This is a genomic window from Treponema sp. OMZ 790, assembly GCF_024181285.1.
Lineage (GTDB): Bacteria > Spirochaetota > Spirochaetia > Treponematales > Treponemataceae > Treponema_B.
In genome coordinates this window covers 1,702,293-1,726,400 of the sequence record NZ_CP051201.1, presented here as the reverse complement: position 1 = coordinate 1,726,400, position 24,108 = coordinate 1,702,293, and the positions used below count along the sequence as shown (strand labels likewise).

The following is a 24,108-nucleotide window of genomic DNA, read 5'->3' as shown; positions in this document are numbered from 1 at the left end:
ATATTTATTATATCACTAATGAAGAATTATTAAAGAGGTTAAAATGAATGCACAATTAATCCGTCAAGTATTATCAACTATTTCATTCATCTTATGCGGTATATGTTTCATAGCAGCTGTTGTAATTCGAGTTTATATTTATGACAGGCTTATTGAGGATGGAACAATGGGAAAATGGTGGACGTCAATTGAATGGGAGTATATGAAAGCGTATCCTGAAGATATAAGAATTTTGGTGATTTACATATTATGTTGTATTGGTTTTCTTCTGTTTCTTGGTATTGGAGGTGCTTTGCAGTGAGTTCTAAGGCCTTGTCATAAATAGTTGTATAAATAACTAAAATCATGCCTTGCATAAAGAATAAAAAATTAGAAAATGTGGAGATAAAATATTAATTGATAAATTGGTTAGCACAAGAGAAAAATATTATGAAAACAAAGCTTAGCATTTTTTCACAGCCCAACTATCTCATTCGGACAGCGATTGAAACATAGGTACAAGTTCTAAACAAATACACTGTAGTCTCTTGCTTACTTTTATGTTTTGTGCAATAATAAAAGTTATAAGAACGGTTCGGGATTCTTAAGGGCTGGGAAAGGAAGAGTCTTTTATATGATTGATTCTGATATTTACTTTTCGTCCAATGTGAAGTATGCTGATTTAGATAAGCTCTTATATCCGGTATGTGGAATTAAATTCACTAGATTATAAAAAATATAGGAATATTTAAATGAAAATACCTAGCATATTATTCGGATCATATAACGAAGTTATAAAAAGATTAAGGCCGTTAAAAAATCATAATATAGTTTTTATGAAGAATTTTATAAAAAAAATACAAGCTCCGGATAAAATGATGGAAGTTACGGAAGATACGCCAATCGTAATGGTTGATGGATATCCTACACGTGCAGTACCGAATGCGTTTTTTCCGTCAGTTTTAAGTGATTATATTTTATATGATGAAGTTTATACATCTGATGTTGTGTCATGGTATATGAAAAAAGCTGTGGAAAATTCATGGCTGATGCTTACAGCCTTGGTAGCAGATAGTTCTGTAAGCCTTTTATATCGACATTTTCATAATAAATTTCAAATACGGTTATTAAATGGTCTTGAAAAGCATTGGGATGAACTTGTTAGTGTGGGATTCTGTTATTATAATGATGTTTTGGATGTCAGTCGACAACAAAAACGATTGTTTTTTGAAAACAATTTTGCATTATTAAAAATGTCAAGTATGGTTATGCATATTAGTGATGTGGAGCACATAATAGAAAATTGGAAGAAATTTAAAAGAAATAAACCGGTCATTCCGTTTACTGAAAGTTCGCCTTTAGAAGAAGAAGAACAAAAAAAAAATAATGATTCGAATAATTAACTCAGGGGTATTAAAAAAAATGTCGAAAGAGCAGTTGGATGCTTTTAAAAAACTATACATAAATTATTTTAAAACATCGTTGTCGGATGATTTGCTTACACTAGATAATTTTGCTAAAATGTAGTAAAATGAGATATTGCTATTTAGTTTGAGGAATTTATGAAAATTAGGACATCAGTTAATTTGTTTTTATCTCTTACTTTGATTATTACCGTATGCGGAGCTTTAACTTCAACTCTTCATTATACAAGATCCTATGTCGAAAAGACTTTTTATCGTAATATGTATTACATTTTAGATTCATCATGTTCCAAATTACAAAGGGATCTTGAGAGCGGTTTAATGCTGTCAAAAAATTTTGCAAATCAAAGCAATCTTATCCGATGGTTTGAATCTTATGAAGAAGATGAAAAAGATGGAGATGATGTAAAGAAAATGATTTTACAGCTTGCAAATCAAGAGGAGTTTTCTACCTGTTTTGCCGCTTCCAAATTAACAGGTTCTTATTATGTTTTTGATAAAGATAAAAAAATAGTCCGTGATCAAATGTCGGAATCGGGCTCGGATGATGCTTGGTTTTATTCACTTTTAAAAGAAAAAGGGGATATGTTTTATAATGTCGATTATAATAAAACCCTTGGAAATATGAATTTTTGGTTTGATTGTCGAATTGTCGGAAGCCGGGGCCAGTCTTTGGGTTTTGCAGGTCTTGCAGTTAATTTGGATACTGCAATTGACGAAATGAAAAAATCGGTTCCCAGTGAAGATTCGTGGCTGGGCTTTATGGGTAATGATGAGAAACTCCTTATTTGTTCAAATACAAATCTTATCGGTAAAAAACTCGGCGACACAACCGGCTCAAGGGTGCCTGTTGATGGTTTAGATAATGTTATATCCTACATGGATAAAAATTTAGGAAAGGTAATTGTCACAAAAAAACAACTGAAGAATCTCCCTTATTCCATTATTCTTGCAAGTCCAGTAAAAGATTTTATTCCGCCGATGCTGTCGATTTTAAAACTTCCCATAATATGGTCAGCAGGTATTTTGGTAATTATGATTTTGTTGAGCCGATTTTCATTAAAACTTTTGTTTGCCCGCTTTGCTAAAATGAATTCGGTATTTAATAAGATAGCCGAGGGGGATTTTACAATAAGGGCTGAAACTTCCAAAGATGAAATCGGAAATATAACTGCAGTTTTAAATCATGCAATCGAAAAAATTCGTGCAGCTCTTTCAAGCATAGGGAATCATACGGATAAGATGCAGGGAATATGCGAAAATTTATCTTCAAATATGATTGAATCGGCTGCCGCCTTGAATGAAATTACAACAAATATTGAAGGTGTCAGAGGTCAGGTTCTTACACAAAATTCCAGTGTAGAAAAAGCCGTCGGCAGTGTAGATGAAATTTCAAAAGGTCTTTCCGATCTTGATGTTCATATAGATAATCAGGCTGAAAGTTTTACATCTTCTACAAAGGCTGTCGGGGAGATAGTTTCAAATATTGAAGGTGTGCGAGGAAAGGCTCAGTATAATTTAAAAGCCATTAAAGAACTTGAGCAGACTACTCATCAAGGAAAAGAAACCGTAAAACTGGTTGTAGATATTACACGCATTGTAACCGAGCAATCTGAAGGTCTTTTGGATGCAATTTCGGTTATTCAAAATACGGCGAGTCAGACAAATCTGCTTGCAATGAATGCAGCGATTGAGGCGGCTCATGCGGGAGAATCCGGAAAGGGCTTTGCCGTTGTTTCGGATGAAATCAGAAAACTTGCCGAAGAATCAGGTGAACAAGGAAAAAATATTACAAAGGTTTTGGAAGAATTAAAAACTAAAATAGAAAATTTGAATGGTGTGGGGCCTCGTGTTTCCGAGCAGTTTGAAAAAATAAGCTCGATGATGGATTTTATTTACAGGCAAGAAGACGGAATGATTCGCACGATGAATGAACAGCTTGAAGATGCGCAGTCTGTTCTAAATGAGATACACGGAATGGGAAAACTAAGCCAAGCCGTAAAAAAGGGTTCTGATGAAATGCTTGTCAAAATAGAAAAAATTCTACAAGAACTTAAAAATCTTTCATCTCTTTCTGAAAATATAACTCAGAACATGACGGAAATGTCTGCCGGCGTAGGTCAGGTAAACAAAACTGTTCAAGATGTAACCGATATTGCAAGCCTAAATAAAGAAACGGCTATAGGGGTTGCTTCGGAGATTGCAAAGTTTAAGGTGTAGATAAATATTCCTGTGATTGTACGCGAGATAATTTTTTCCTGTACATTAGATAATAAATTATAAATATAAGGCTTGTTAAAGTCCACGATATAGGAAAGGCTAGTACAATCATTTCGATTACGGGGTTTATCGGAACAAATAAAAATATCCAAGCAATACGGGAAGCACAAACACCCAGAAGGGTTATGAGCATGGGCTTAAACGTTTCTCCTGTTCCGTGAATAGCAACGGAAAGAATTTCTGCAAATACAAAGACCGTATAAAAAGGAGCAAGGATGTGCATGAGCCTTTCGGTTATTATAAGAACTTCATAGTCCTTTGAGTTGATAAAGAGTTTTCCCAATGGCACATTCCAAAAATAAAGAACTGCACAAACACTCCCTATTATGATGCCTGACATAATAAGGCCTAACCGCACAACTTCTTTGATGCGCTCGTATTTTTTTGCACCGTAATTTTGCGCAACAAAGGTTGCAACCGATGATGTCATAGCTTCAAGTAAAATCCAAACTAAAAAATCCAGTTTGCCGCAAAGAGCCCAAGCCGCAATATTGGATGTTCCCGTTCCATTTACCGTAGCCTGAATTATCATATTGGCGATGGGGAAAAAGGCGGACTGTATGCCGATAGGAAGTCCCAGTCTTGCAATATTGATGGAAGAAAATCTGTCAATTTTTATCTTTTTAAGGATTAGAGGACAGTGACCGTTTTTTTTGGTGAGAGCAAAAAGAATTATTACGGCACTTATAAGCTGCGAAACTACAGTTGCAAGTGCAGCTCCTCCTATTCCCCAATTAAAAATTCCTATAAAAATCAAGTCTAAAATTACGTTTAATGCCGAAGAAATTATCAAAGCATAAAACGGAGTTTTGGAATTTCCCATTGCACGCAAAATTCCCGAACCGATATTATAAAAAAGAGAAACTCCCATTCCGGCAAAATAAATTCTGACATAGCTTAATGTCATATCGAAAATATCTTGAGGAACTCCCATCATAAAAAGAAGCAGGGGCGAAATAAGAACTCCTATTATTGAAAGACTTATGCCGAGGATAAGAGTTAAGCCTATCGAAGTGTGAATTGCATCAAAAAGTTCATTAGTTTTTTTTGCACCGAATAATTGGGAGATAATAATTGCCGCACCTGCCGATAGTCCTCCGAAAAGGTTTATGGGTAATTTTAATAAACTGAAAACGGAGTCGATAGCAGCAAGGCCCTCCTTACCTGTAAACTTTCCGACAATAACGGCATCGGCCGCCGTGTATAAGTGCTGAAAAAAGTTCCCTGCCAAAATAGGGAGAGTAAAAATTATCAAAGTTTTCCAAATTACGCCTTCGGTAAGATCCAAGTTCTTTTTGTACATAAATTTTTCCGTTTTGAGGTTCCCTACTAAATCTTGGATTATATAATAGAGATAAAATTAGAGCTTGTCAACGAAAGAACACCGTTTTTTTTAATTTTAGGATATTATAAATTTGATAAAATTGATATTACGATAAGGTTGATATTTGTGTGGAAACATGTTACACTGTACCGTAATGATAGACAAACACACCGATACGAGTTGCAATCATTCTCACAGTACACCACGTGCACAAGAGCGAATCCCGTCCTTCGTGCGCTTTTTTACATTACACCGTTTAATAAAACCGCAACGCCCGCAAAGCGTTGAGCTTCGCTCAACTTCGCAAAGAAATAATAGGAATGTCTTACGGATTGGGACAATTCAATCCAAATTAGGGGAGGGAAGAAAACCTTGCTCTGAACGAGGTGTCCTCTTTCTCCCTAAGAAAACCGAGGGGTCTAAGGGGAACCTTCCCCTTAAAACAAACTATTTTAAGGAGGTTTCTATGAAACACAAAGTAAAAACAATTTTATTTGCCGGTTTAGCGCTTATTGCTCTATTTGGCATGACCGCCTGCCCCAACAACGCGGGCGGCGGAGGAGGCGGGAGCTCCGGAGTAGGAAACTCAGGTAACTCCGGCAGTTCCGGCGGAGGTGGTAACTCAGGCGACGGCTTTGTAACAATAACCCCGCCTGCAAACGGAATAATAGGCGTTGACCCTGACTACACCTTACCAGGAAATGGCGAACGTTGGAAAGGTGTATTTATTAAAGACCGGAAGGTAAAACTGAGCCCCTATAAGCTGGGCAAAACAGAGGTAACGTACGAGTTATGGTATCAAGTGCGTAAGTGGGCAGAAAGTAATGGCTACACCTTTGCAAACAAAGGGCTTGAAGGTTGGGACGGCACAGGCGGCGGAGGTTATCATGCCAATTATGCAAACATAGGCAAGCCTCCTACAGCAAACAAAAATCATCCTGTAACAATGGTAAGCTGGCGGGACTGCATAGTGTGGTGTAATGCGTATACGGAAAAGACAAAAGGCTCCGAAAGAATGCGTATACCGCAAAAGCAAAACCGACCCTACCGTATTAAAAGACGCAATGGCAACAGCTGATTGTGATGCAGCCTATGCCGATATGAGTAAAAAAGGCTTTAGACTTCCGACCGAAGCGGAGTGGGAGTACGCGGCCCGCTGGCAGGGAATCAAAAGCGAAAATGCGGAACAATACGGCGATGTATGGCTTACCAAACTGGACTGTGCAAGCGGAGCGAAAAATAAGTGGGATACGGCTGAAACGGGAGTGGTTGCGTGGTATTCTGGTAATTCGGAAAGCAAAACTCATCCTGTAGGAAAAAAGCGGGCGAATGCACTCGGTTTACACGATATGAGCGGGAATGTCTGGGAATGGTGTTTTGATTGGCATGATAATAACCCTGCATCAAACGATGCTGCTTATAAGCAAGGCGGTATTGTTACCGATCCTCAAGGTGCTGCGTCAGGCTCTTACCGTGTTTTGCGCGGCGACGGCTGGCGCTATGGCGCGGAGTACTGTGTCGTCGGTATACGGCTCGGCAACGGCCCCGACAACAGGTACGAAGATGTTGGCTTCCGCCTGGCTTGCCGGCCTTGAGTTCACATATTTTGCCGGTAAGGTTGAGCAGCTCAGGGCTGTTGAGCAGTGTACGTCCGTGTACACTGCTCAACAGTAAGTTTTTCTATCGAAAAACTTACTGCTGTTTGGAAACACCGCCGTCCATGGCGGTAAAGCGGTGAAACCGAACAGGCAAAATGTGTTGTTGGGTGCAGTAAATTTTTTAAAATAAGATTGACCTGCACTGTGTCAGCCGCTTTAGCGGCTCGAAAATTTTTTAGCTAAAAAACGGTATGGACCTTATAAGGTGCCGCTACGGGCTCTAGGGGAGGGTAACAACCAACGAAGTTTCTAGGTGAAACACCTTTCTCCGAAAAAGTGTCTTAGCCTTGAAGCTTCGCCGGCTGTACTTCCCCTAATTTACAGTTCCTCAATCTCTGATTCGGGAAGTCCGGTCATTAACAAAATCTCGGAAATGGGATAACCTCTGTTTTTCATAAGTTTTGCTGTTTCCCGCTTAACCCTATCCTTAATATCCATCTCAAAAGTTGACATTAATTTATATTCTTGCCTTGCCTGTTCATTTTGTTTTACTGTTTGTATCATTTCTTCTATCCTCCTTGTAAATTCGCTCTTCGCCTTACCTGTTTTAAGGTATTCTAAAAATTCTTTTAATTCTTTGTCTTTAGTGTTTTTAAAGGCCTCTGCATTTATTATAACCTTTTTTGTTCCATCGTGTAAAGATATGTTTTTATCTTCAAGACAGATGTTTTCAAAAGTATAAACAGGTTTGTTTTTACCGATAGCATCAAAAGTACAGATAAAAATTATAAAGCTGTCATTTAAATTATTATAGGAATTGCCCTTATCCAAGAACGAAATATCGATGGCTGCTTGGTAAAACCTCATTCTTTTGGGGGTATTCTTCTCATTACTTACCTGCATTTCAATATCATAAAATTTACCGTTCTCTGTCTGTACTAAAACATCAAATCTCACTGACTTTGCCTGTTCATAGTTTTTAATATTATGCTGTATCGAAATATATGTAATTTTACCTATTGTATCGGATAGTATCATTTCAATAAGTGCTTTGCATAAGCCTTCATTTTGCATGACCTTACAAAACATAAAGTCATCTGTAAATGTTAAATCTTCAAATCTTTTTATCATTTGCCTTCTCCTTGATTTTTTATATTTCCCCTCCCTATTATATTTATAGTTATTATTTGAAAAAAATAGTAAATTAAAAAAAATTTTTGTAATAGATAGAGTTTAAAAAAAATCTTAGCGAAGTTGAGCGTGTGCTCAACGCTTTGCGCCCCCTGCGGTTAAATTATCTGACTTGTTAAATTATCCGCCTTTGACACTTCCCTTTATTTATGTTATCATCTTCCCTTATGGAAAAAGAGGAAAATAAAAAAGAAGAACCTATAAAATACGGTATTTTAAGCAATGTTTTGTTTATGCTTAAAACATCTTTTAGAACTTATAAGTCTGTGCCTGTTTTGATTTTGCTGGAAGCCCTTTTATATGCGGGCGATAATTTAATTTCGATATTTTTTGCGCCTGCCGTTTTAACCCTCATTCAAAATAATGTGCCTATTAAAAATCTTTTAACGGTTATTTTCGGCTTTGCATTTTCTTTGATGCTCCTCCGCGGTCTCCTTTCTTATTTGCAGACAAACCATCTCTTTGGGCGAATCGGAGTGAGAAGTGAGCTTGTTTTTATGATAGGCAGTAAGGCGATGACCACCTCCTATAATAATCTTGATAATAAGGATTTTGAAGCAAAGAAAAATAAGGCGATGGATGTTACAGGCGGTAATTCGGAAGCAACCGAAGCGGTTTGGACTACCTTGCAGGAACTCCTTCAATACCTTCTTTGCTTTATCATCTATCTTATCATCCTTGCTTCCTTAAACCTTAATATAATTTTAATTACCCTTTTGACGACCTGCGTGAGTTTTTTTATTACCAACAGTGTAAGCTCTTGGATGTATAAAAAGCGTGATGAGGAAAATAAGCACGTAAATCATTTGCGCTATATATCCCAAACCGGAAAAAATAAAAACCTTGCAAAGGATATCCGCCTTTTCGGAATGGAATCTTGGCTTAAAGAATTATACGAAAAGCATTTAAGGCTTTACAGCAATTTTCACCTTGGGGGAGAAAAGCGTTATTTTTTTGCCGACCTTGCAGATCTTCTTTTAACCTTTTTAAGGAACGGGCTCATTTATTTTTGGCTGATAAATCTTGTCCTGCAAAAAAATATAAGCGTTCCCCAATTTATACTTTATTTTGCCGCAGCCGGAACCTTTACCCAATGGGTGAGCGGTATCTTAAATAAGGTTTCGGTTCTGCATAAGCAAAGTCTTGATATTTCCCGCCTCAGAGAATTTTTTGAATTTAAAGAAGATTATCGCTTTGAAAAGGGCGAAGCAATTCCTCTAAAAAATGAAAACGTCATCGAGCTAAAAAACGTGAGCCTCTTATACTCGGAAGGCGGAACTCCCGTTTTGGATAAGTTTAATTTAACATTGAAGCCTAAAGAAAAACTTGCCATTGTCGGCTTAAACGGAGCAGGAAAAACAAGCCTCGTAAAACTGATTACCGGCCTTTATGACCCCACCGAGGGAGAGGTCTTGTTTAACGGAAGAAACATAAAAGAGTTTAACCGAGACGAATACTATAAGTGTTTTAGTGCAGTCTTTCAGGAGTTTTCGATATTGCCTACAAGTATTGCGGTAAACATTGCTCAAACCAGAGAAGGCATTAACAAGGAGAGGATTGAAGAGGTCTTAAAACTTTCGGGGCTTTACGATAAGGTTCAAAGTCTTCCGCAAAAAGAAGAAACCCGTCTTTGCAAGGATGTCTTCTTTGATGCCGTAGAACTTTCAGGCGGCGAAACTCAAAAGCTTTTACTTGCAAGGGCTCTTTATCTGGACAGCCCCTTTTTAATCTTGGATGAACCTACGGCGGCCTTGGATCCTATCGCGGAGCATGAGCTTTACACCAAGTACAACGATTTATCGAAGGATAAAACCTCTATCTTTATTTCGCACAGGCTTGCTTCCACCCGCTTTTGCGACAGGATTATTTTTATAAAGGACGGAACAATAATCGAAGAAGGCACCCATGATGCTCTTTTAAAAAAGGGCGGGGACTATGCTCATCTTTTTGAAGTACAAAGCAAGTATTATAAAGAACAAGATAAAGAATTGCAGGATGATTTAAAAGAAGACGGAGGAAACTGATGAAAACCGAAAAAAGAGATAATCAAAAAAGACATAACAAGGGCTTGAATCGGCGGGCTTTTTTTCTCCTATTTAAAAAGGCTCCTCTGTTTTTTATTTCCGTGCTTGGAGAAAAAGTTTTTACGAGCCTCTTGCCCTTTATAGGTATTTTCTTTTCGGCAAGGATTGTAAACGAGCTTGTTTTAATTTATTCGGGGCAAGGAGCTTTATCGAAAATCAAAAGCTTGGTACTGCTCTCCCTTATTTTAACGGCTCTTTGTATGCTTGTATCTTCCTTATTTAAAAGATGGGCAAACTATGAAGGCCGGAGTATAGACTACAAGGTAGAAGACATCTATGTTCAAAAATTTTTAAGTATGGATTTTCAAGATGCGGAATCCGCAAAAACAAATGAGATTTATACAAGGATATGGCAAAATGCAAACTACGGAGGCTGGGGATTGTACAAAATTCTTTGGATTTATACAAAGTGTTCCACCCATCTTACTTCCGTAATTACTTCGGCAGTCTTGAGTATAAGCCTTTTTAGCTTTAAGGTTCAGACTGCGGAATTGCTTTTTTTAAACAATCCCCTTTTTATCTTTGTAATTCTTTTTAGCATTGTGCTTTTAATTATTATTCCTGCAAAACTTCAAACAATGTCAGACTCCTACTGGGCAATTGTTTCGGAGGAGGCAACAGAGGGTAACAGGGTATTTAGTTTTTTCTTTAGACTCTTTAACGAAAAAAATCGTGCAATGGATGTGCGTATGTACGGCCAGCAAAGCGAGGGTAACATAATAAGATATTCCAGCAATATTTTTCTGCCAGGAGGGCGGATGTCGCGGTATGCCAAAAAAGAGATGGGCTTTTTTGCCTTTTTATCGGCTTTTATTTCGACTTCTCTTTTAATAGTTATTTACGGCTTTGTGGGCCTAAAGGCTTTAGGAGGAGCCTTCCCCGCAGGTAACCTCATGCAATATGCTGCAAGTATAACGGCTCTTTCTGCCGCCCTCACCGAAATCTTCACGGTCGCAGGGGATGCAAAAAACAATAGGGCTTTTTTAAAGGATTTATTCGACTTCTTGGATATTAAAAACGAAATGTGCATGAACAATACTCCTCTCGATTATTCCGGCAACGCCGAAAACACAATCGAGTTTAAAAACGTTTCTTTTTCATATCCCGATTCCGAAAGAAGAGTTTTAAAAAACTTAAACCTTAGCCTGAAGCAGGGCGAGCGGCTTGCCGTAGTCGGTAAAAACGGAAGCGGCAAGACTACCTTTGTAAAACTTCTATGCCGCCTCTATGATCCTACGGAAGGTGAAATTCTTTTTAACGGAAAGAACATAAAAGAATATGAGTATAAAGAATACCTAAACCTTTTTTCAGTCGTCTTTCAGGATTTTAAACTCCTTGCTCTCCCTCTTGCTCAAAATCTTTCGGGCGGAGAAGCTTACGATAAAAATAAGGTTTTAGATGTTTTAAAGAAGGTCGACCTTGATCTTTCTAAGTTTAAAAAAGCGGAAGAAACCTATCTTTATAAAAACTTTGATGATGAGGGCGTAAATATTTCGGGCGGTGAGGGACAAAAAATTGCAATAGCCCGCGCCCTTTATAAGGATGCTCCCTTTATAATCTTGGACGAATCTACGGCTGCCCTTGACCCCATTGCCGAAGCCGAAATATACTCCAAATTCGACAGCCTTGTAAAAAACAAAACCTCCCTTTATATTTCGCACCGCCTTTCCTCGTGTAAGTTTTGCTCCCATATCGCAGTCTTTGATGAGGGCCGAATAGTCCAAGAAGGCAGCCACGAAGAGCTTTTAGCCGAACAAGGTCTTTACAATAAATTGTGGAACGCCCAAGCCCAATATTATCAAGACAAATCTTGACAAAGACTTTGATTTTGTGTATATTCATTGCGGAAGCAGATGGGGTCTGGTGGCTCCCGCGGTCTTCAAAACCGTAGGTTGCATAATTCGCAATGGCAGGTTCGATTCCTGCCTCTTCCGTATTTCTTCCTTCCTAAAAATAGTGAAAAGCCTTTATCCCCAAGGTAGTTGATTTTTTTTCCATAATAATTCATAATCCTCTATATGAAACGAAAATTAGTAACCTCGGCTTTGCCTTATGTAAACAATTTTCCCCATCTGGGAAATTTAATTCAAGTATTATCCGCTGATGTATTTGCACGCTTTTGCCGCCTAAAAGAATATGAAACCCTTTATATTTGCGGCACCGACGAATACGGAACTGCAACCGAAACAAAGGCTGCAGAAGAAAATAAGACTCCCGAAGAACTCTGTGCATTTTATCACGCTATCCATGCCGATATTTATAATTGGTTCAATATTGCTTTCGACTACTTTGGACGAACTTCAACTCCTCAACAGACGGAAATAACTCAGGGCATTTTTAATGACCTAGATAAAAACGGATATATTACCGAGCACACAATAGAACAGCTTTACTGCCCCTCATGTAAGCGCTTTTTAGCCGACCGCTATGTTCTGGGTACCTGTCCTTCTTGTTCCTATGACGGAGCAAGGGGCGATCAGTGCGAGCATTGCGGAAAGCTCTTAGATCCTACCGATTTAAGAGAACCGCGTTGTTCCTCCTGCGGGGCTTCGCCTGAGGTGCGCTCTACAACCCATCTTTATATAAATCTTCCTAAAATCGTGCCCGAATACGAAAAATGGATGCCTAAAACGGCAGAGGAAGGCCGCTGGTCAAACAATGCCCTTCAAATGTCAAAAAGCTGGCTTAGAGACGGCCTTCAGGAAAGAGCTATTACACGAGATCTTAAATGGGGAATCCCCGTACCCAAAAAAGGCTTTGAAGACAAGGTCTTTTATGTATGGTTTGACGCACCCATAGGCTATATTTCCATTACAAAGTGCTGGGCCGACCTTGCAGGCAAAGATTGGAAGGCGTGGTGGCTTGATCAAAAAGACGTTGAACTTTTTCAGTTTATCGGAAAGGACAATATCCCCTTCCACACGGTAATCTTCCCCTGTTCTCTCCTGGGTTCCGGTAAAAACTGGACAAAACTCTTTCACATGTCGGGAACCGAATACCTCAATTACGAGAGCGGAAAGTTCTCAAAATCGAAGGGCGTTGGCGTTTTCGGAAACGATGCCAAAGAATCCGGCATCCCTGCCGATATGTGGAGGTTCTACATCTTTTATAACCGTCCCGAAAAGAACGATACCCGGTTTACATGGAAGGATTTTCAAGAAAGCGTAAACAGCGAGCTTATCGGAAACCTCTGCAATCTTGTAAACAGGACAGCTACCTTCGTTCACCGTTACTATGAGGGTAAAATCCCTCAAGCAGACGGAGCAAAATCGGCTCGGGAAGACATAAGAAACATGGTAAAAGCTTTAAGAGAGGCAGCCTCTGCAAGCTTTAAAAAGATAACCTGCCTTTCCGACTGGGCGGAGCTTAGGGACTCCTTCCATGAGGTCTTTGCTCTTTCTTCCGTTGCAAACAAAGCCTTTCAGGATGGAGAGCCTTGGAAGAGGCGCGAAACCGATCCCGAATATGCCGAGGTTCTTATGGCTGAACTATGCTACCTTATAAAGGATATTTTAATCTTAATTCATCCCTACATGCCCCAATACGCCGATCAGGCTGCATGCTTTTTCGGTCAAAAGATTTGGTCCGGCAACATATTTGACGGCAGGGCTCCTCAATTTAATAAGCCTGACGGAGCCTTCCTTACATGGAAAAATTTGGGCGAAAGGGAAGGGCTTAAAACAATAGAAAACCCCGTAATAATTTTTAAGACCCTTGAAAATAAGGTCATAGATGCCTATAGGGAACGTTATTCGGGAAATCAAAAGGATAGAAAAGAAATGGAAAATAAGACCGAAAAGGCAGGCCCCGCAAAATCTGATGCAGTTTACTCATCCGAAGAAAAAGAAAAACTCTCCCCTGCGGAGCTTTTTTCAAAGAAGATTGCCTTAAAAACGGCTAAGGTAGTTTCTGTTGAAAGGCATCCCGATGCAGATAAGCTCTACATAGAAAAGCTCGATGACGGCTCAGGAGAAGAAAGAACAATCCTTTCAGGTCTCGTTCCCTTTTTAAAAGAAGACGAAATATTGGGAAAAACCGTCATAATTGCCGACAACCTAAAGCCTCGAAAAATGCGCGGCATCGAATCGAAGGGTATGCTTTTGGCTGCAAGCTGGTATGATGAAGAAGAAAAAGAACATGTCGAACTTCTCCAAGCTCCTTGGGCGGCTCCCGGCACTCCCGTAATCCTTGAAGGCGATGCCGACACTTCCGATCCTGAGGCTGTAAAAGCCTTTTATGCACAAAAGCCTGCCGCAATAGATGCCGACACCTTCTTTGCCGCTCCCATATTAATAGAAGATTATATTCCTAAAATTGAGGGCAAAAAACTCTTGATTTGCGGAAAAGAAATGAAACTTGAAAAGGTAAAAACCGGAGAAGCAGGATAGGCGTACAGGTTGGTTATAGGGTTTACGGTTTGACATAAAATTAGAATCCTTGCCGTTGCTTAACGGCAAGGACTGTCATGAAGTGTTCAAATCATATAGGTTTAAGAGACGGGGGAAGCAATTTCTTTTAAGATATCCTCTGCACTTATAAATGTATGCTCTTCCTTTTCAAATGCGTCTATTATTTTTTTATCTATTATATTTTCATACATTTCACTTAGTGCACGTTTTATTATTGATGATTTTTCTTCTTCAAAATGTTCGGATAAATAGTTCATAATTTTTTCTTCATTTTGATTCATTCTTACAGACATTACCGCCATTTTTTATATACCTCCTCTCGTTTATCCAATGTAATTACATAAATGTTTTTTTCTTCTAAATAAAAAATTGCACGATATTTTCCTTTACGTAATCTATAGTAACTTCTTTGTTTTTCTTCAGATATCTTCAATTGTTTTATATCAAATAGATTTAAGTCTTTTGTTAAATCCAATGACATAAAAGCATTATTAAAATGAATAAAAACTTCTTTTGGTATTAAACCTTTTTTTATTCTCTTTAATATTTCATCCGAATAACTTACCATGTCTACATTGTAATATTTTTTATGTTTTTTTTCAAGGCTATATATATGATATTCTGATACTCGTTATTTAATTAAATAAAAAAGGGATGCTCCTTTCGGATGCATCCCTTTTGTTTTAAGTCTTAACCGAATAAAAACATCGATATAAGATAGTAGGCTAAAAGGCAGATTACAGCGATAGGCACTAAGGTAGTAAAAGCTGCAATTATTATTGCAAGAAAATCTCCTTTTTCAAGGGGCTGATTTTCTCTAAGCTCATTTAGCTCTTCCATTTCTTCTATAGCTCGCCGTTTTCCGGATTTTAAGCTATGTTCATCGTTTCTAAACAACATTACAGCTCAGCTCCGCTAAAGTGACAGGCTACAAAATGCCCCGGCTTTTCTTCCTTAAATTGAGGAATCTCACGTTTGCATATATCCTTTGCAATGGGGCATCGTGTATGGAATTTACAGCCTGTGGGCGTAATAATGTTGGACGGAATATCTCCTTCCAATAGAATTCGTCTCTTTGTCCTCATCTTTTGTAAGTCAGTTTCGGGAATGGCTGAAAGAAGAACCTTTGTATAAGGATGAAGAGGATTGTTGTACATTTCTTTCTTATCTGTAAATTCGACCATATGTCCCAAATACATAACACCGATCCTATCGCTTATGTGCTTTACAACCGAAAGGTCATGCGAAATAAACAAATAGGATAGCTCAAATTCTTTTTGTAAGTCATTGAGAAGGTTGATGATCTGGGATTGGATTGATACGTCCAAGGCCGAAACAGCCTCATCGCATACTATGAATTTAGGTTTTAAGGCCAAGGCCCGGGCTATACCGATACGCTGCCTTTGACCGCCTGAAAATTCGTGAGGATATCTGTAAATCATATAATCTGCCAAACCGCAGGTATTCATTATCTTCTTTACATATTTTTCATATTCGGGATCTTTCTTTTTGAACATTCCATGTTCAAGCAGGGCTTCCCCTATGATCTGTCCTACTGTCATCTTAGGGTTAAGAGAGGAGTAGGGGTCTTGGAAGATAATCTGCATCTTTTTTCTTAAAGGCATCATCTGAGACACAGTGTAATTTGTGATGTTTTCACCTTCAAAAAAGATTTCGCCGGCAGTAGGCTTATATAGCTTTAGGATTGTGCGGCCTAAGGTTGATTTTCCGCAGCCGGATTCTCCTACAAGGCCTACGGTTTCTCCTTCGTGGATAACGAGGTCTATACCGTCATTAGCTATTACGCATAGGTGCTGACCGTGCAAGCCGGAGTATGTTTCATAGTCCAAAACGAGGTCTGTCAGTTCTTTTCCTAAGTCCTTACCGCTTTTATGCATATCCATCAGCTGATTCATGTCAACCTTAGTATTAAACATGCCGGCACACACCTTAAGAGCTTCATCGGCGATTCTTTTGAGATTCTTCCTCTCGTTGCGTGTTTTGCCTGTGGGAAAATACTGTTTAAGGCCTCGAGTTTCCAATAATATCTTACTCATGTCTACCTCCTGATTTCGGATAAAAACATCTGATTAGGTGCCCTTCTTCTACTTCAACCAATTCGGGTTTTTCGTTTCGGCATTTGTCGGTTGCATACTCGCACCTTGTCGAAAATCTGCATCCCTTGGGAAGTTTAAGAGGATGAGGTACACTTCCTTGAATTTGAGCGAGATATTCTACTTCTTCATCCAAGAGGGGGATTGACTCAAGTAAGCCTTCCTTGTAGGGATGAGAGAATTGGGTTTTTCGGTCAAAGATAACGTCTACGGGAGCTCTTTCAACGATTTCGCCCGTGTACATTACGGCAACATCATCGGCTAATTCTGCAATAGCTCCCAAGTCATGGGTTATAAACATGATGGCGGTGTTGTGCTTTTTCTTTAAATCGTTCATCAACTTAAAGATTTGTGCTTGTATCGTAACGTCAAGGGCCGTTGTCGGCTCATCGGCTATCAAAAGGCGGGGTTCGCAAGCCAAGGCCATGGCAATCATTACGCGCTGCCTCATTCCTCCCGAAAGCTGGAAGGGGTAGTTGTAAACTACGTTTTCAGGATTGGGGATTTTTACTTCCCGCAAAAGATCTATGGCCGCATTCCATGCTTCTTTTTTTGACATATGCTGATGAAGGATTAAAGGCTCGCTGAGCTGCCTTCCTACCCTGTGAACCGGGTTAAGAGAGGTCATGGGTTCTTGAAATATCATGGATATGTCGTTACCCCTTATCTTTCTTATTTCTTTTTTGCCGAAATTTACAAGGTTTTTTCCTTCAAAATTTATTTCGCCTTGAACAATGCGTCCGGGATATTCCAATAAATTGAGAATACTGAATGCAGTAATAGACTTGCCGGAACCTGATTCTCCTACTATTCCTAAGGTTTTACCGGCTTCAATAGTAAAATCTACACCTTGAACGGCTTTTACCGTACCCTTGTTTGTAAAAAAGTATGTATGCAAATTTTTAACTTCAAGCAGGGGATTTTTCATACAGCCGCCTCCTTTACCGCTTGTTTAGCTTGTTTTGCAAGAGCCTTTTCTTCTTTGCGTCTGGCCCTGGCTTCTTTTCGCTGTTTTTTTGTGGTATATTCGGCTTTCGGGTCGATAGAATCTCTAAGTCCTTCGCCTACGAGATTTATACTCATTATAAACAAAAAGAGCATTGTCCCGGGGAATACCCAAATCCACCAAAAGGTTCGAAGGCTTGTGCTGTTTTCGGACGCCTTCGATAAAAGAGCTCCCCAAGTCGGGATAGGCTCGGTTACCGATAAGTTCAAAAACGACAAGAAAGCTTCACTCAATATTGAAGAAGCAAAGGTAAGGGTTGCCGATACTACTACGGTAGGTAATACGTTAGGAACAAGATGGCGTAAAATTTGGTTTCTTCTTTTGATACCTAACGCTCTTGTAGCTACAATAAATTCCTGTTCCCGTAAAGCTAAGATTTGGCCGCGTATCAACCTCGCTAAACCTGTCCAGCTTAAAAAACCTAGAATTACAACTATTACATAGAGCCTAAACTCAGGAGGTCTTTCTCTGAATATGGCGGAAATTGTATAGGCAATCGCCAAAAAGGGGAAAGAGGAAAGTATTTCTATAAGCCTCATAATAATATTATCAACCCGTCCGCTGAAAAAACCTGCAATTGCACCCATGGTCAAACCAATGGTTATTGCCATAAATGTGGATAAAAAACCTACTTGTAACGAAATCCATCCGCCTTCAAGAACTCTCATAAATGTGTCGCGTCCGTATTTATCTGTTCCGAAGGGATGAGCCCAAGACGGGGGATTATTCCTCAATGTAGGATCGGTTTTTGCAAAGTCATAGCCTGTGAATTTGGTGTAAAAGTGGGTTACAATAACCAAAAGGACTATTGTGATAAACATATAAAAGCCTATCATAGCCAGTCTGTTATTGCTGAATTTGATCCTTATTTGTTGTGTCGGGGATAGAATAACCTCATCTTTTTCGCTGAAATTTTTGTCTTCTTCTTTAGCCATTTTTAAACCTTTCCTTCCCGAATTCTCGGATCTACAATCATATATCCTACATCGATAAAAATATTTCCCAACAATGTAAGAAGTCCAAAGAACAAGAGAACAGTCTGTAATACTGCTCTGTCCTTAAAGCCGTATGCGTAATTCATCAATAAGCCCATTCCGGGATAGGCAAATATTTTTTCGACAACTATAGAACCTCCGAAAAGAGCGGGGATGTATAAACCGATGAGGGTTACAACCGGTATTAGGGCATTTTGAAAAGCATGTCTGTATATAACGACCTTTTCTGCAAGACCTTTTGCCCTTGCCGTTCTTATATAATCGGATTTTAAGATGTCTATCATAGCGGATCTTATGTATCGTGTAAGGCCGACAAGTGAGGTAAGTACAACTACCGTAACCGGCAGTATTATATAATGCCAGTCAGGCAAAATACCTCGCGGATCCGACATCCCTGAAAAGGGTAAAATCTTCATAAAGATAACGAATACCATTATTAAAAGCAATGCCAAAAAAAACGAAGGCAGAGATATTCCTATTATTGTAAATACCGTTACGGTTTTATCAAAAAAACTATTCTTTTTTACGGCTGCCGTAATTCCCAAAGGAATTGAAATTAAAAAGGCTAAAAGAAAGCCCCTTATATTTATTTTAAAAGATCTTCCTATGTAAGTTCCGATAAATTCGTTTACCGGTTTATTGTATTTTACCGAATAACCGAACTCTCCTCTAAAAGTATCTCCCATCCATAAAAAATACCTTTCTACAGGGCCTTTATCGTATCCCAAAAACTTCCTCATGGTTTCAATATATAAAGTTTTTTCTTCGGGTGTCATAGCCTTTGTTTTTTCGGGGTCAAGCATAGCCAATATCGGATCGCCCGGCATCAAATTGATAAGTATAAAAATAGCAATCGACATAATTATTAATACGGGGATAATGGATATTAAACGCTTGAAGATATATCGAAGATAGGGAAAAAGGATTTCAAACAGCGACTTTGAGCCGCTGACACTATTATTTGCCATAAAATCTCCTTTAGGTAAAAAAATTAAGACCTCCCGGTTAAAAATAAACAAGAGGTCTTAAAAATCAAGTTAAATAATCAATATTGCACCGATTATTTTTTCCAGTTAGCATTAGGTAATGCTCTTGCCCAGTTCCACAAAGCATGGGAGTGGAAGTTTTCGAGCTTATCGGTGAAAAGATCAAAGTAATTGTTTGAATAAACAGGGATAACGGGAACTTCTCTGTTTACAGCTACTATAAATTTTCTCCAGTTTTTCCTGTATTCTTCTCTTCCTGTTACAGGATGAGCATTTTCGATGTCGTCAAGCAGCTGATCCCATTCTGCAGGAGTGTAAGAAGAACCACCAGAGAACATATAATTGTTGGTTGAGGGCTGTCCCCAAGGCATAATAAGTTTTGTCGCATAGTCGTTCTTTGGATTGGCTTTAAGTGTATAGCTTACACCGCCTACGAAAGCATGATAGGTCCTTTCTTCTTCGGTGTCTCCTGTCCAGTGGCTGTACATTACGGGCCAATCAAGACCTGTTAATGATACTTTAAAGCCGAGCTTTGAAACATAGGCATCGTTCCATACGAGGTTGTATGTGTCTGACCAGAAAGGTGTGTAAGTGATCTTGATTTCAAGGGGTTTACCTTCCCAAAGGTAGCCTGACTTTGCGTTACCTGTAAGTTTTGCGTAATCTCCGTCAGTTCTCTTGGCTGCTTTGTCAAGGAGCTCATGAGCTTTTGCAATGTTTGCTTCTTCATCGAATTTTCCGTCTTTATCCAAGATGTCATAGTTGGTTAATGTGCTTTCAAATTTACCTACGGCAGCTGTTCCGATAAGGTTTTTTTCATCATCGTCCCACAAGGTCCAGTCGTTTTTGGAATAGGGACCGTTAGAAGAAATACCGTATTGGCCTAAGAAAAGTTCGATAATTTTCGGTCTGTTAAGAACATAGGCAAAGGCCTGTCTAACTTCTGTAAGAGAAGTGGGACCGAAGTCACAATGCAAGACAACTGTTCCGCCTCCGTGCCTGTAGTAGTTTGTATATGCAAAGCCGGGCTTGTCCTTTACTGCATCGATTTTTTCCGGCTGACCCTGCTGTGTCAACATATCTACTTCACCTTGAATTAGCTGGTCAAGTTCTGTTTCGGTGGGTACAACCTTAACGATTACTTCTTTAATAGCGGGTGCTTTTCCTAAATAGTCTTTATAGGCTTCCAACTTAACATATTCACCTTCTTTATATTCGACCATCTTGTAGGGGCCGTAACCGATGGGTTTTGAGATGTTCTTTTTAACATACTGCTGAACTGTAAGTCCTTCTTCCTTTGCTCCTTTTGTAAAGGTTTCTTCGGGGAAAATATAGAAAGCGAAAACATCCAGGTCTACTGTGTAACTGGCCTTTTTAAGATGGAAGGTTACGGTATTTGCAGCTTCATCAAGCTCAACACTTTCAAGGTGATCATTGATGGTTGAGGTTCCGCCGGTGTCGGCTAAGGCTTTAGTATCCATGTAAAAATCATAAGTAAACTTTACATCGCTTGCAGTTAAAGCTTCGCCGTTGTGGAATTTTGCTCCCTTTACAATTTTGTAAGTCCATGTTTTAAGATCATCGCTTACCTTCTTTTCTGCAACGAGGGGTGAATCAATAGTCTGACCTTCCGGGGTGTCTTCGATAAGACCGAATGCCCAAACAAGTTTTCGGATATCGTTGTCATAAGACGAATTTGTCCAGCCGATGTAAAAGTCGCCGTTAAACTCGGCTGAAGCTACAACGAAAGGTCTTTCGTTGGTCGTTGTTGTTGCTGTACCGTTTCCGCCGCATGCGATTAAGGAAAAAGCCAGCACCAGTGTTACAATTAACACCATAAATTTTTTCATAGTGTCCTCCAATATTTTTTTTCGGTAATATGAATTACCGTTCAACATTCTACCACAAAAAAATAAATCTGTAAAGATTGAGATAAAAAAAAATGATAAAATCAAAAAAATATGAACAAATATTTGACAAATCGGGAGAACTGTGCTTTAATAATATGTAGTGTTTAATAAACACAAAAAACAACAGGAGGAATTTAATGAAAAGTTTTGTTAAATTTTTGGCGTGTATGCTTGCAGTGGCTTTGGTATTTACTGCATGCGGAGGCGGTGCAGGAACTGCCGCCGGAGGTAAAAGCCCGGTAAAAAACGGTACCTATGTAGATAAGGTTGTCTATTCCGTAAGTACAGATCAAACAGTTGCGTTGAAGGATGTTATTGAAGGAAAAGCCGATCTCATGTTTACATCGGTTCCGCCCGTACTTTTGTCGGGTTTAAGCGATGAAGACAGGGATAAGATAGATATTTACCCTGTTCCGACAGGTTATTGGTCTCTTCTATTTAATCCTATTCCTAACAAGGCCCCATATGTTTGGAAGACCGAATCAGGAGAGGAAATGTTTAACCCTGTTGCCATCAAGGAAGTCCGCTATGCTTTTAACTGGTTAATCAACAGAAAAAAATTGGTAGATGAGCTTCTTCTGGGTGAAGGTTCTCCTATGTACACACCTTGTACTGTAGGTCTCCCCGGAGCATACCGCTACAATATTTTGGCTTCCAAATTCGGTATTACCGAAACAGGCGATGAGCAAAAAGCCATAAACATGATTGAAGCTGCCATGCAAAAAGCTTCAAATTTGCCTGCAAACAAGGGAAAACTTGTAAAAGAAAACGGCAAATGGATGTACAAAGGTAAACCTGTTTCTATTAAGTCCATAATGCGTGTTGACGATCCTACGGGACGTCTTCCTGCAGCCCGCTATATCCATGCTCAAATCGAAAAAGCCGGTCTTACAGTTGAACCATTTGAGCGTGATCGAAAAACAGCCGGTGCCCTTGTTTACGGAGGAAATCCTGCTAACTATGATTGGACGATGTATCTTGAAGGCTGGGGCTCAGGCGGTTTCTATGTAACTTGGGAAACTCCTCTTTGCCAGATGTATACTCCCTTCTATGGCTATATGCCCGGAGGCGGAGAAGCCGAATTCTGGAATTATACAAACGAAAAACTTGATGTTTTAGGTAAAAAGGCTGCTTACGGACAGTATCTGACTGCCGAAGAGTTCTTTAAAGAAACCAATGAAATGTGTGCTCTTGGTATGAGTGAGGCTGTACGTGTCTATGTTGTTTCACAAAATGACCTTTATGTTGCTAACAAGGCAAGATTTAACTCACGTCTCTTCTACGGAACCTCTGACGGTTTTAACGGCTGGACAATCAGATGTGCCGATGTAAAACCGGATACCGACGGACCATATAAGGGAAAGAGGGTATTGCGCGTATTGCAGTATTCGGCTCAAGGTTCTTTATTTATGGCAGAATGGGATCCTGTAGGCGGTCAAGGTTTCAGCGATGCATATAGCTCTCCCTTCTATAATACCGTTACCGATCGTGCAAGCTTTGATAATCCTGCTGTAGGACGCTTGGAATTTGCTATGTCAACGGTTGATGTTGCAAATGCTAAATTTGCTCCCAAATTTGTTCCTACCGGCAAGAAAACCGATGAAGGTGATGATGAACTTGTAATGGGCGGCGATATTCCCGTTCCTGCCGAAGCAGTTACATACGACACAGCTTCAAAAAAATGGGTTTCCGTTGAACCGGGACAGACTGTTGCAACCTCTGCAACAGGTAAGCTCGTAGACGGTTATCATTGGCATCACGGCGAACCTGTCGATATTAATGATGTTCGATATGCCTATGCTTTTGCCCTTGAATGGGCCATCCAAGACGGAGAGAGCGACCGTTACTATGATGCACCTTTAAGCGGTGTAACTCTCCCCAGTCTTAAAAACACAAAGGGTATAGTCTTTAATAAGGACGGTTCAATTACTACTTACAGTAACTACTTCCATGCTCCTATCCCGAGAGATACAGCTATTGATGTAGGCGGTTTAAGCGTAAAGGCTGCTAACCCAGGACGAAGAACAAACGTACCTTGGGAAATTTATGAAGCCTTGGCCGAAATCGTAGTACACGGCTCAAAGAGCGGAACCGTTTATAACTTTGCTAAAGACGGCGGAGAGCGCGGTGTTGAAGCAAACGTTAAAAACCCCGATTGTCTTGCAGATATCAAGGCCAAGTTGGAAGAATTTATTGCTTCAAAACACATACCTGAATCCTTGAAGGGTTTTGTAGATGAAGACTACGCCGTTAAAAGATACAAGGCCTCTATAGCCTTTATCGAAAAATACGGAAATGCCTATATCACAACAGGCCCCTTAATGTTCGAAAAAATCGATCCTATAACAAGCTCCGTTGTATTGACAAACTTCGATAAGTATCCCTATAAGAGCGACTACTTCCCGAATATGTTTAGAACAGATCTTACCGAAATTCAGCATATAAAAGCTCCTGTAGCTCCTTCAGCCGACAAGGATGCCGTATTTGAAGTTACGGTATCTAAATATGCTTATCCCGAAATCGAAAGAGTTCCTCTCGATAAGGGTAAGGTTGAAGGTAAACTTCAGCTTCCTTCAGGCGGTGAAAAAGTTTATCCTGCCGTATCTGCCGGCGGAGGTAAGTTTACAATTACCGTGCCCGCTTCAGATTTAGCTAAATTTGAAAAAGGTGTAGAGTACATAATGGTTGTATTAACATCCATTGCAGATGAACCGCCTTCAGCTAACTCGGCAAGTATGACAATCCTTAAATAAAATTTAAGGTGTTGACTTAAATTAAAAGCCTTGAATCCTGTAAAAGGGATTTGAG

General features: G+C 39.4%; 17 protein-coding genes, 1 tRNA gene and 1 pseudogene. 9 read left to right on the top strand and 10 right to left on the bottom strand.

Annotated elements, in window-relative coordinates:
• The first annotated feature begins 43 nt into the window (after positions 1 to 43).
• The 3 genes from E4O01_RS08305 (at position 44) to E4O01_RS08295 (ending at position 3,623) form a co-directional block, all read left to right on the top strand.
• Entirely contained in the window at positions 44 to 301 is a 258-nt protein-coding gene (locus tag E4O01_RS08305; RefSeq protein ID WP_253691620.1) for a hypothetical protein, read from the top strand.
• Between the two features lie 430 nt (positions 302 to 731).
• Complete coding sequence (locus E4O01_RS08300) at positions 732 to 1,382, top strand: hypothetical protein (protein ID WP_253691619.1); 651 nt, start codon at positions 732 to 734, stop codon at positions 1,380 to 1,382.
• Positions 1,383 to 1,541: 159 nt separating this feature from the next.
• Positions 1,542 to 3,623: a methyl-accepting chemotaxis protein gene (locus E4O01_RS08295; RefSeq protein ID WP_253691618.1), complete on the top strand. Its 2,082-nt coding sequence runs from the start codon at positions 1,542 to 1,544 to the stop codon at positions 3,621 to 3,623.
• Here the strand turns inward: E4O01_RS08295 and E4O01_RS08290 are convergent.
• Positions 3,613 to 4,986 carry an MATE family efflux transporter gene (locus tag E4O01_RS08290; RefSeq protein ID WP_253691617.1) on the bottom strand — a complete coding sequence of 458 codons (1,374 nt, stop codon included), beginning with the start codon at positions 4,984 to 4,986 and terminating at the stop codon, positions 3,613 to 3,615. The two genes, E4O01_RS08295 and E4O01_RS08290, sit on opposite strands and share 11 nt — an antisense overlap.
• Before the next feature lie 487 nt (positions 4,987 to 5,473).
• Here E4O01_RS08290 and E4O01_RS08285 point away from each other — a divergent pair.
• Positions 5,474 to 6,602: pseudogene (locus E4O01_RS08285) on the top strand (formylglycine-generating enzyme family protein).
• 381 nt (positions 6,603 to 6,983) lie between these two features.
• On the opposite strand, the gene E4O01_RS08280 reads toward E4O01_RS08285, so the two are convergent.
• Complete coding sequence (locus tag E4O01_RS08280) at positions 6,984 to 7,736, bottom strand: Rpn family recombination-promoting nuclease/putative transposase (protein WP_253691616.1); 753 nt, start codon at positions 7,734 to 7,736, stop codon at positions 6,984 to 6,986.
• A 227-nt stretch (positions 7,737 to 7,963) separates the two neighbouring features.
• Between E4O01_RS08280 and E4O01_RS08275 the strand changes: the two genes are divergently transcribed.
• The 4 genes from E4O01_RS08275 (at position 7,964) to metG (ending at position 14,268) form a co-directional block, all read left to right on the top strand.
• Complete coding sequence (locus E4O01_RS08275) at positions 7,964 to 9,820, top strand: ABC transporter ATP-binding protein (protein WP_253691615.1); 1,857 nt, start codon at positions 7,964 to 7,966, stop codon at positions 9,818 to 9,820.
• On the top strand, positions 9,820 to 11,694 hold the full coding sequence (locus E4O01_RS08270) for an ABC transporter ATP-binding protein (RefSeq protein WP_253691613.1): 1,875 nt from the start codon (positions 9,820 to 9,822) through the stop codon (positions 11,692 to 11,694). Before E4O01_RS08275 ends, E4O01_RS08270 begins: the two co-directional genes overlap by 1 nt.
• 31 nt (positions 11,695 to 11,725) lie before the next feature.
• Positions 11,726 to 11,814: transfer RNA gene (locus tag E4O01_RS08265), tRNA-Sec, on the top strand.
• An 84-nt stretch (positions 11,815 to 11,898) separates the two neighbouring features.
• Positions 11,899 to 14,268, top strand: a complete 2,370-nt coding sequence (metG, locus tag E4O01_RS08260) for a methionine--tRNA ligase (protein ID WP_253691612.1) — start codon at positions 11,899 to 11,901, stop codon at positions 14,266 to 14,268.
• Positions 14,269 to 14,369: 101 nt separating this feature from the next.
• Here the strand turns inward: metG and E4O01_RS08255 are convergent, their stop codons facing one another.
• The 8 genes from E4O01_RS08255 to E4O01_RS08220 all read right to left on the bottom strand — a co-directional run bounded on the left by E4O01_RS08255 (position 14,370) and on the right by E4O01_RS08220 (position 21,240).
• Positions 14,370 to 14,591 carry a DUF6290 family protein gene (locus tag E4O01_RS08255; protein WP_253691610.1) on the bottom strand — a complete coding sequence of 74 codons (222 nt, stop codon included), beginning with the start codon at positions 14,589 to 14,591 and terminating at the stop codon, positions 14,370 to 14,372.
• Positions 14,582 to 14,857, bottom strand: a complete 276-nt coding sequence (locus tag E4O01_RS08250; RefSeq protein ID WP_253691608.1) for a type II toxin-antitoxin system RelE family toxin — start codon at positions 14,855 to 14,857, stop codon at positions 14,582 to 14,584. The genes E4O01_RS08255 and E4O01_RS08250 overlap by 10 nt, the downstream gene beginning before the upstream one ends.
• 122 nt (positions 14,858 to 14,979) lie before the next feature.
• The gene (locus tag E4O01_RS08245) at positions 14,980 to 15,189 is read right to left on the bottom strand and encodes a hypothetical protein (protein ID WP_253691606.1); all 210 of its coding nucleotides are present in this window, start codon (positions 15,187 to 15,189) and stop codon (positions 14,980 to 14,982) included.
• Positions 15,189 to 16,346 carry an ABC transporter ATP-binding protein gene (locus E4O01_RS08240; protein WP_253691604.1) on the bottom strand — a complete coding sequence of 386 codons (1,158 nt, stop codon included), beginning with the start codon at positions 16,344 to 16,346 and terminating at the stop codon, positions 15,189 to 15,191. The genes E4O01_RS08245 and E4O01_RS08240 overlap by 1 nt, the downstream gene beginning before the upstream one ends.
• Positions 16,339 to 17,331 carry an ABC transporter ATP-binding protein gene (locus E4O01_RS08235; RefSeq protein ID WP_253691602.1) on the bottom strand — a complete coding sequence of 331 codons (993 nt, stop codon included), beginning with the start codon at positions 17,329 to 17,331 and terminating at the stop codon, positions 16,339 to 16,341. Before E4O01_RS08235 ends, E4O01_RS08240 begins: the two co-directional genes overlap by 8 nt.
• Positions 17,328 to 18,344 carry an ABC transporter permease gene (locus E4O01_RS08230; RefSeq protein ID WP_253691600.1) on the bottom strand — a complete coding sequence of 339 codons (1,017 nt, stop codon included), beginning with the start codon at positions 18,342 to 18,344 and terminating at the stop codon, positions 17,328 to 17,330. The genes E4O01_RS08235 and E4O01_RS08230 overlap by 4 nt, the downstream gene beginning before the upstream one ends.
• A 2-nt stretch (positions 18,345 to 18,346) precedes the next feature.
• Positions 18,347 to 19,372 carry an ABC transporter permease gene (locus tag E4O01_RS08225; RefSeq protein WP_253691598.1) on the bottom strand — a complete coding sequence of 342 codons (1,026 nt, stop codon included), beginning with the start codon at positions 19,370 to 19,372 and terminating at the stop codon, positions 18,347 to 18,349.
• 92 nt (positions 19,373 to 19,464) lie between these two features.
• Entirely contained in the window at positions 19,465 to 21,240 is a 1,776-nt protein-coding gene (locus tag E4O01_RS08220) for an ABC transporter substrate-binding protein (RefSeq protein WP_253691596.1), read from the bottom strand.
• A 197-nt stretch (positions 21,241 to 21,437) separates the two neighbouring features.
• Here E4O01_RS08220 and E4O01_RS08215 point away from each other — a divergent pair, with 197 nt between their 5' ends.
• Positions 21,438 to 24,053 (top strand): ABC transporter substrate-binding protein, encoded by a 2,616-nt coding sequence (locus E4O01_RS08215; RefSeq protein ID WP_253691594.1) that lies wholly within the window; start codon positions 21,438 to 21,440, stop codon positions 24,051 to 24,053.
• Positions 24,054 to 24,108: the final 55 nt, after the last annotated feature.

Coding starts and splice junctions, on each gene's coding strand:
- E4O01_RS08305 (WP_253691620.1), top strand. CDS start 44: ATGAATGCACAATTAATCCGTCAAGTATTATCAACTATTTCATTCATC.
- E4O01_RS08300 (WP_253691619.1), top strand. CDS start 732: ATGAAAATACCTAGCATATTATTCGGATCATATAACGAAGTTATAAAA.
- E4O01_RS08295 (WP_253691618.1), top strand. CDS start 1,542: ATGAAAATTAGGACATCAGTTAATTTGTTTTTATCTCTTACTTTGATT.
- E4O01_RS08290 (WP_253691617.1), bottom strand. CDS start 4,986: ATGTACAAAAAGAACTTGGATCTTACCGAAGGCGTAATTTGGAAAACT.
- E4O01_RS08280 (WP_253691616.1), bottom strand. CDS start 7,736: ATGATAAAAAGATTTGAAGATTTAACATTTACAGATGACTTTATGTTT.
- E4O01_RS08275 (WP_253691615.1), top strand. CDS start 7,964: ATGGAAAAAGAGGAAAATAAAAAAGAAGAACCTATAAAATACGGTATT.
- E4O01_RS08270 (WP_253691613.1), top strand. CDS start 9,820: ATGAAAACCGAAAAAAGAGATAATCAAAAAAGACATAACAAGGGCTTG.
- metG (WP_253691612.1), top strand. CDS start 11,899: ATGAAACGAAAATTAGTAACCTCGGCTTTGCCTTATGTAAACAATTTT.
- E4O01_RS08255 (WP_253691610.1), bottom strand. CDS start 14,591: ATGGCGGTAATGTCTGTAAGAATGAATCAAAATGAAGAAAAAATTATG.
- E4O01_RS08250 (WP_253691608.1), bottom strand. CDS start 14,857: ATGGTAAGTTATTCGGATGAAATATTAAAGAGAATAAAAAAAGGTTTA.
- E4O01_RS08245 (WP_253691606.1), bottom strand. CDS start 15,189: ATGTTGTTTAGAAACGATGAACATAGCTTAAAATCCGGAAAACGGCGA.
- E4O01_RS08240 (WP_253691604.1), bottom strand. CDS start 16,346: ATGAGTAAGATATTATTGGAAACTCGAGGCCTTAAACAGTATTTTCCC.
- E4O01_RS08235 (WP_253691602.1), bottom strand. CDS start 17,331: ATGAAAAATCCCCTGCTTGAAGTTAAAAATTTGCATACATACTTTTTT.
- E4O01_RS08230 (WP_253691600.1), bottom strand. CDS start 18,344: ATGGCTAAAGAAGAAGACAAAAATTTCAGCGAAAAAGATGAGGTTATT.
- E4O01_RS08225 (WP_253691598.1), bottom strand. CDS start 19,372: ATGGCAAATAATAGTGTCAGCGGCTCAAAGTCGCTGTTTGAAATCCTT.
- E4O01_RS08220 (WP_253691596.1), bottom strand. CDS start 21,240: ATGAAAAAATTTATGGTGTTAATTGTAACACTGGTGCTGGCTTTTTCC.
- E4O01_RS08215 (WP_253691594.1), top strand. CDS start 21,438: ATGAAAAGTTTTGTTAAATTTTTGGCGTGTATGCTTGCAGTGGCTTTG.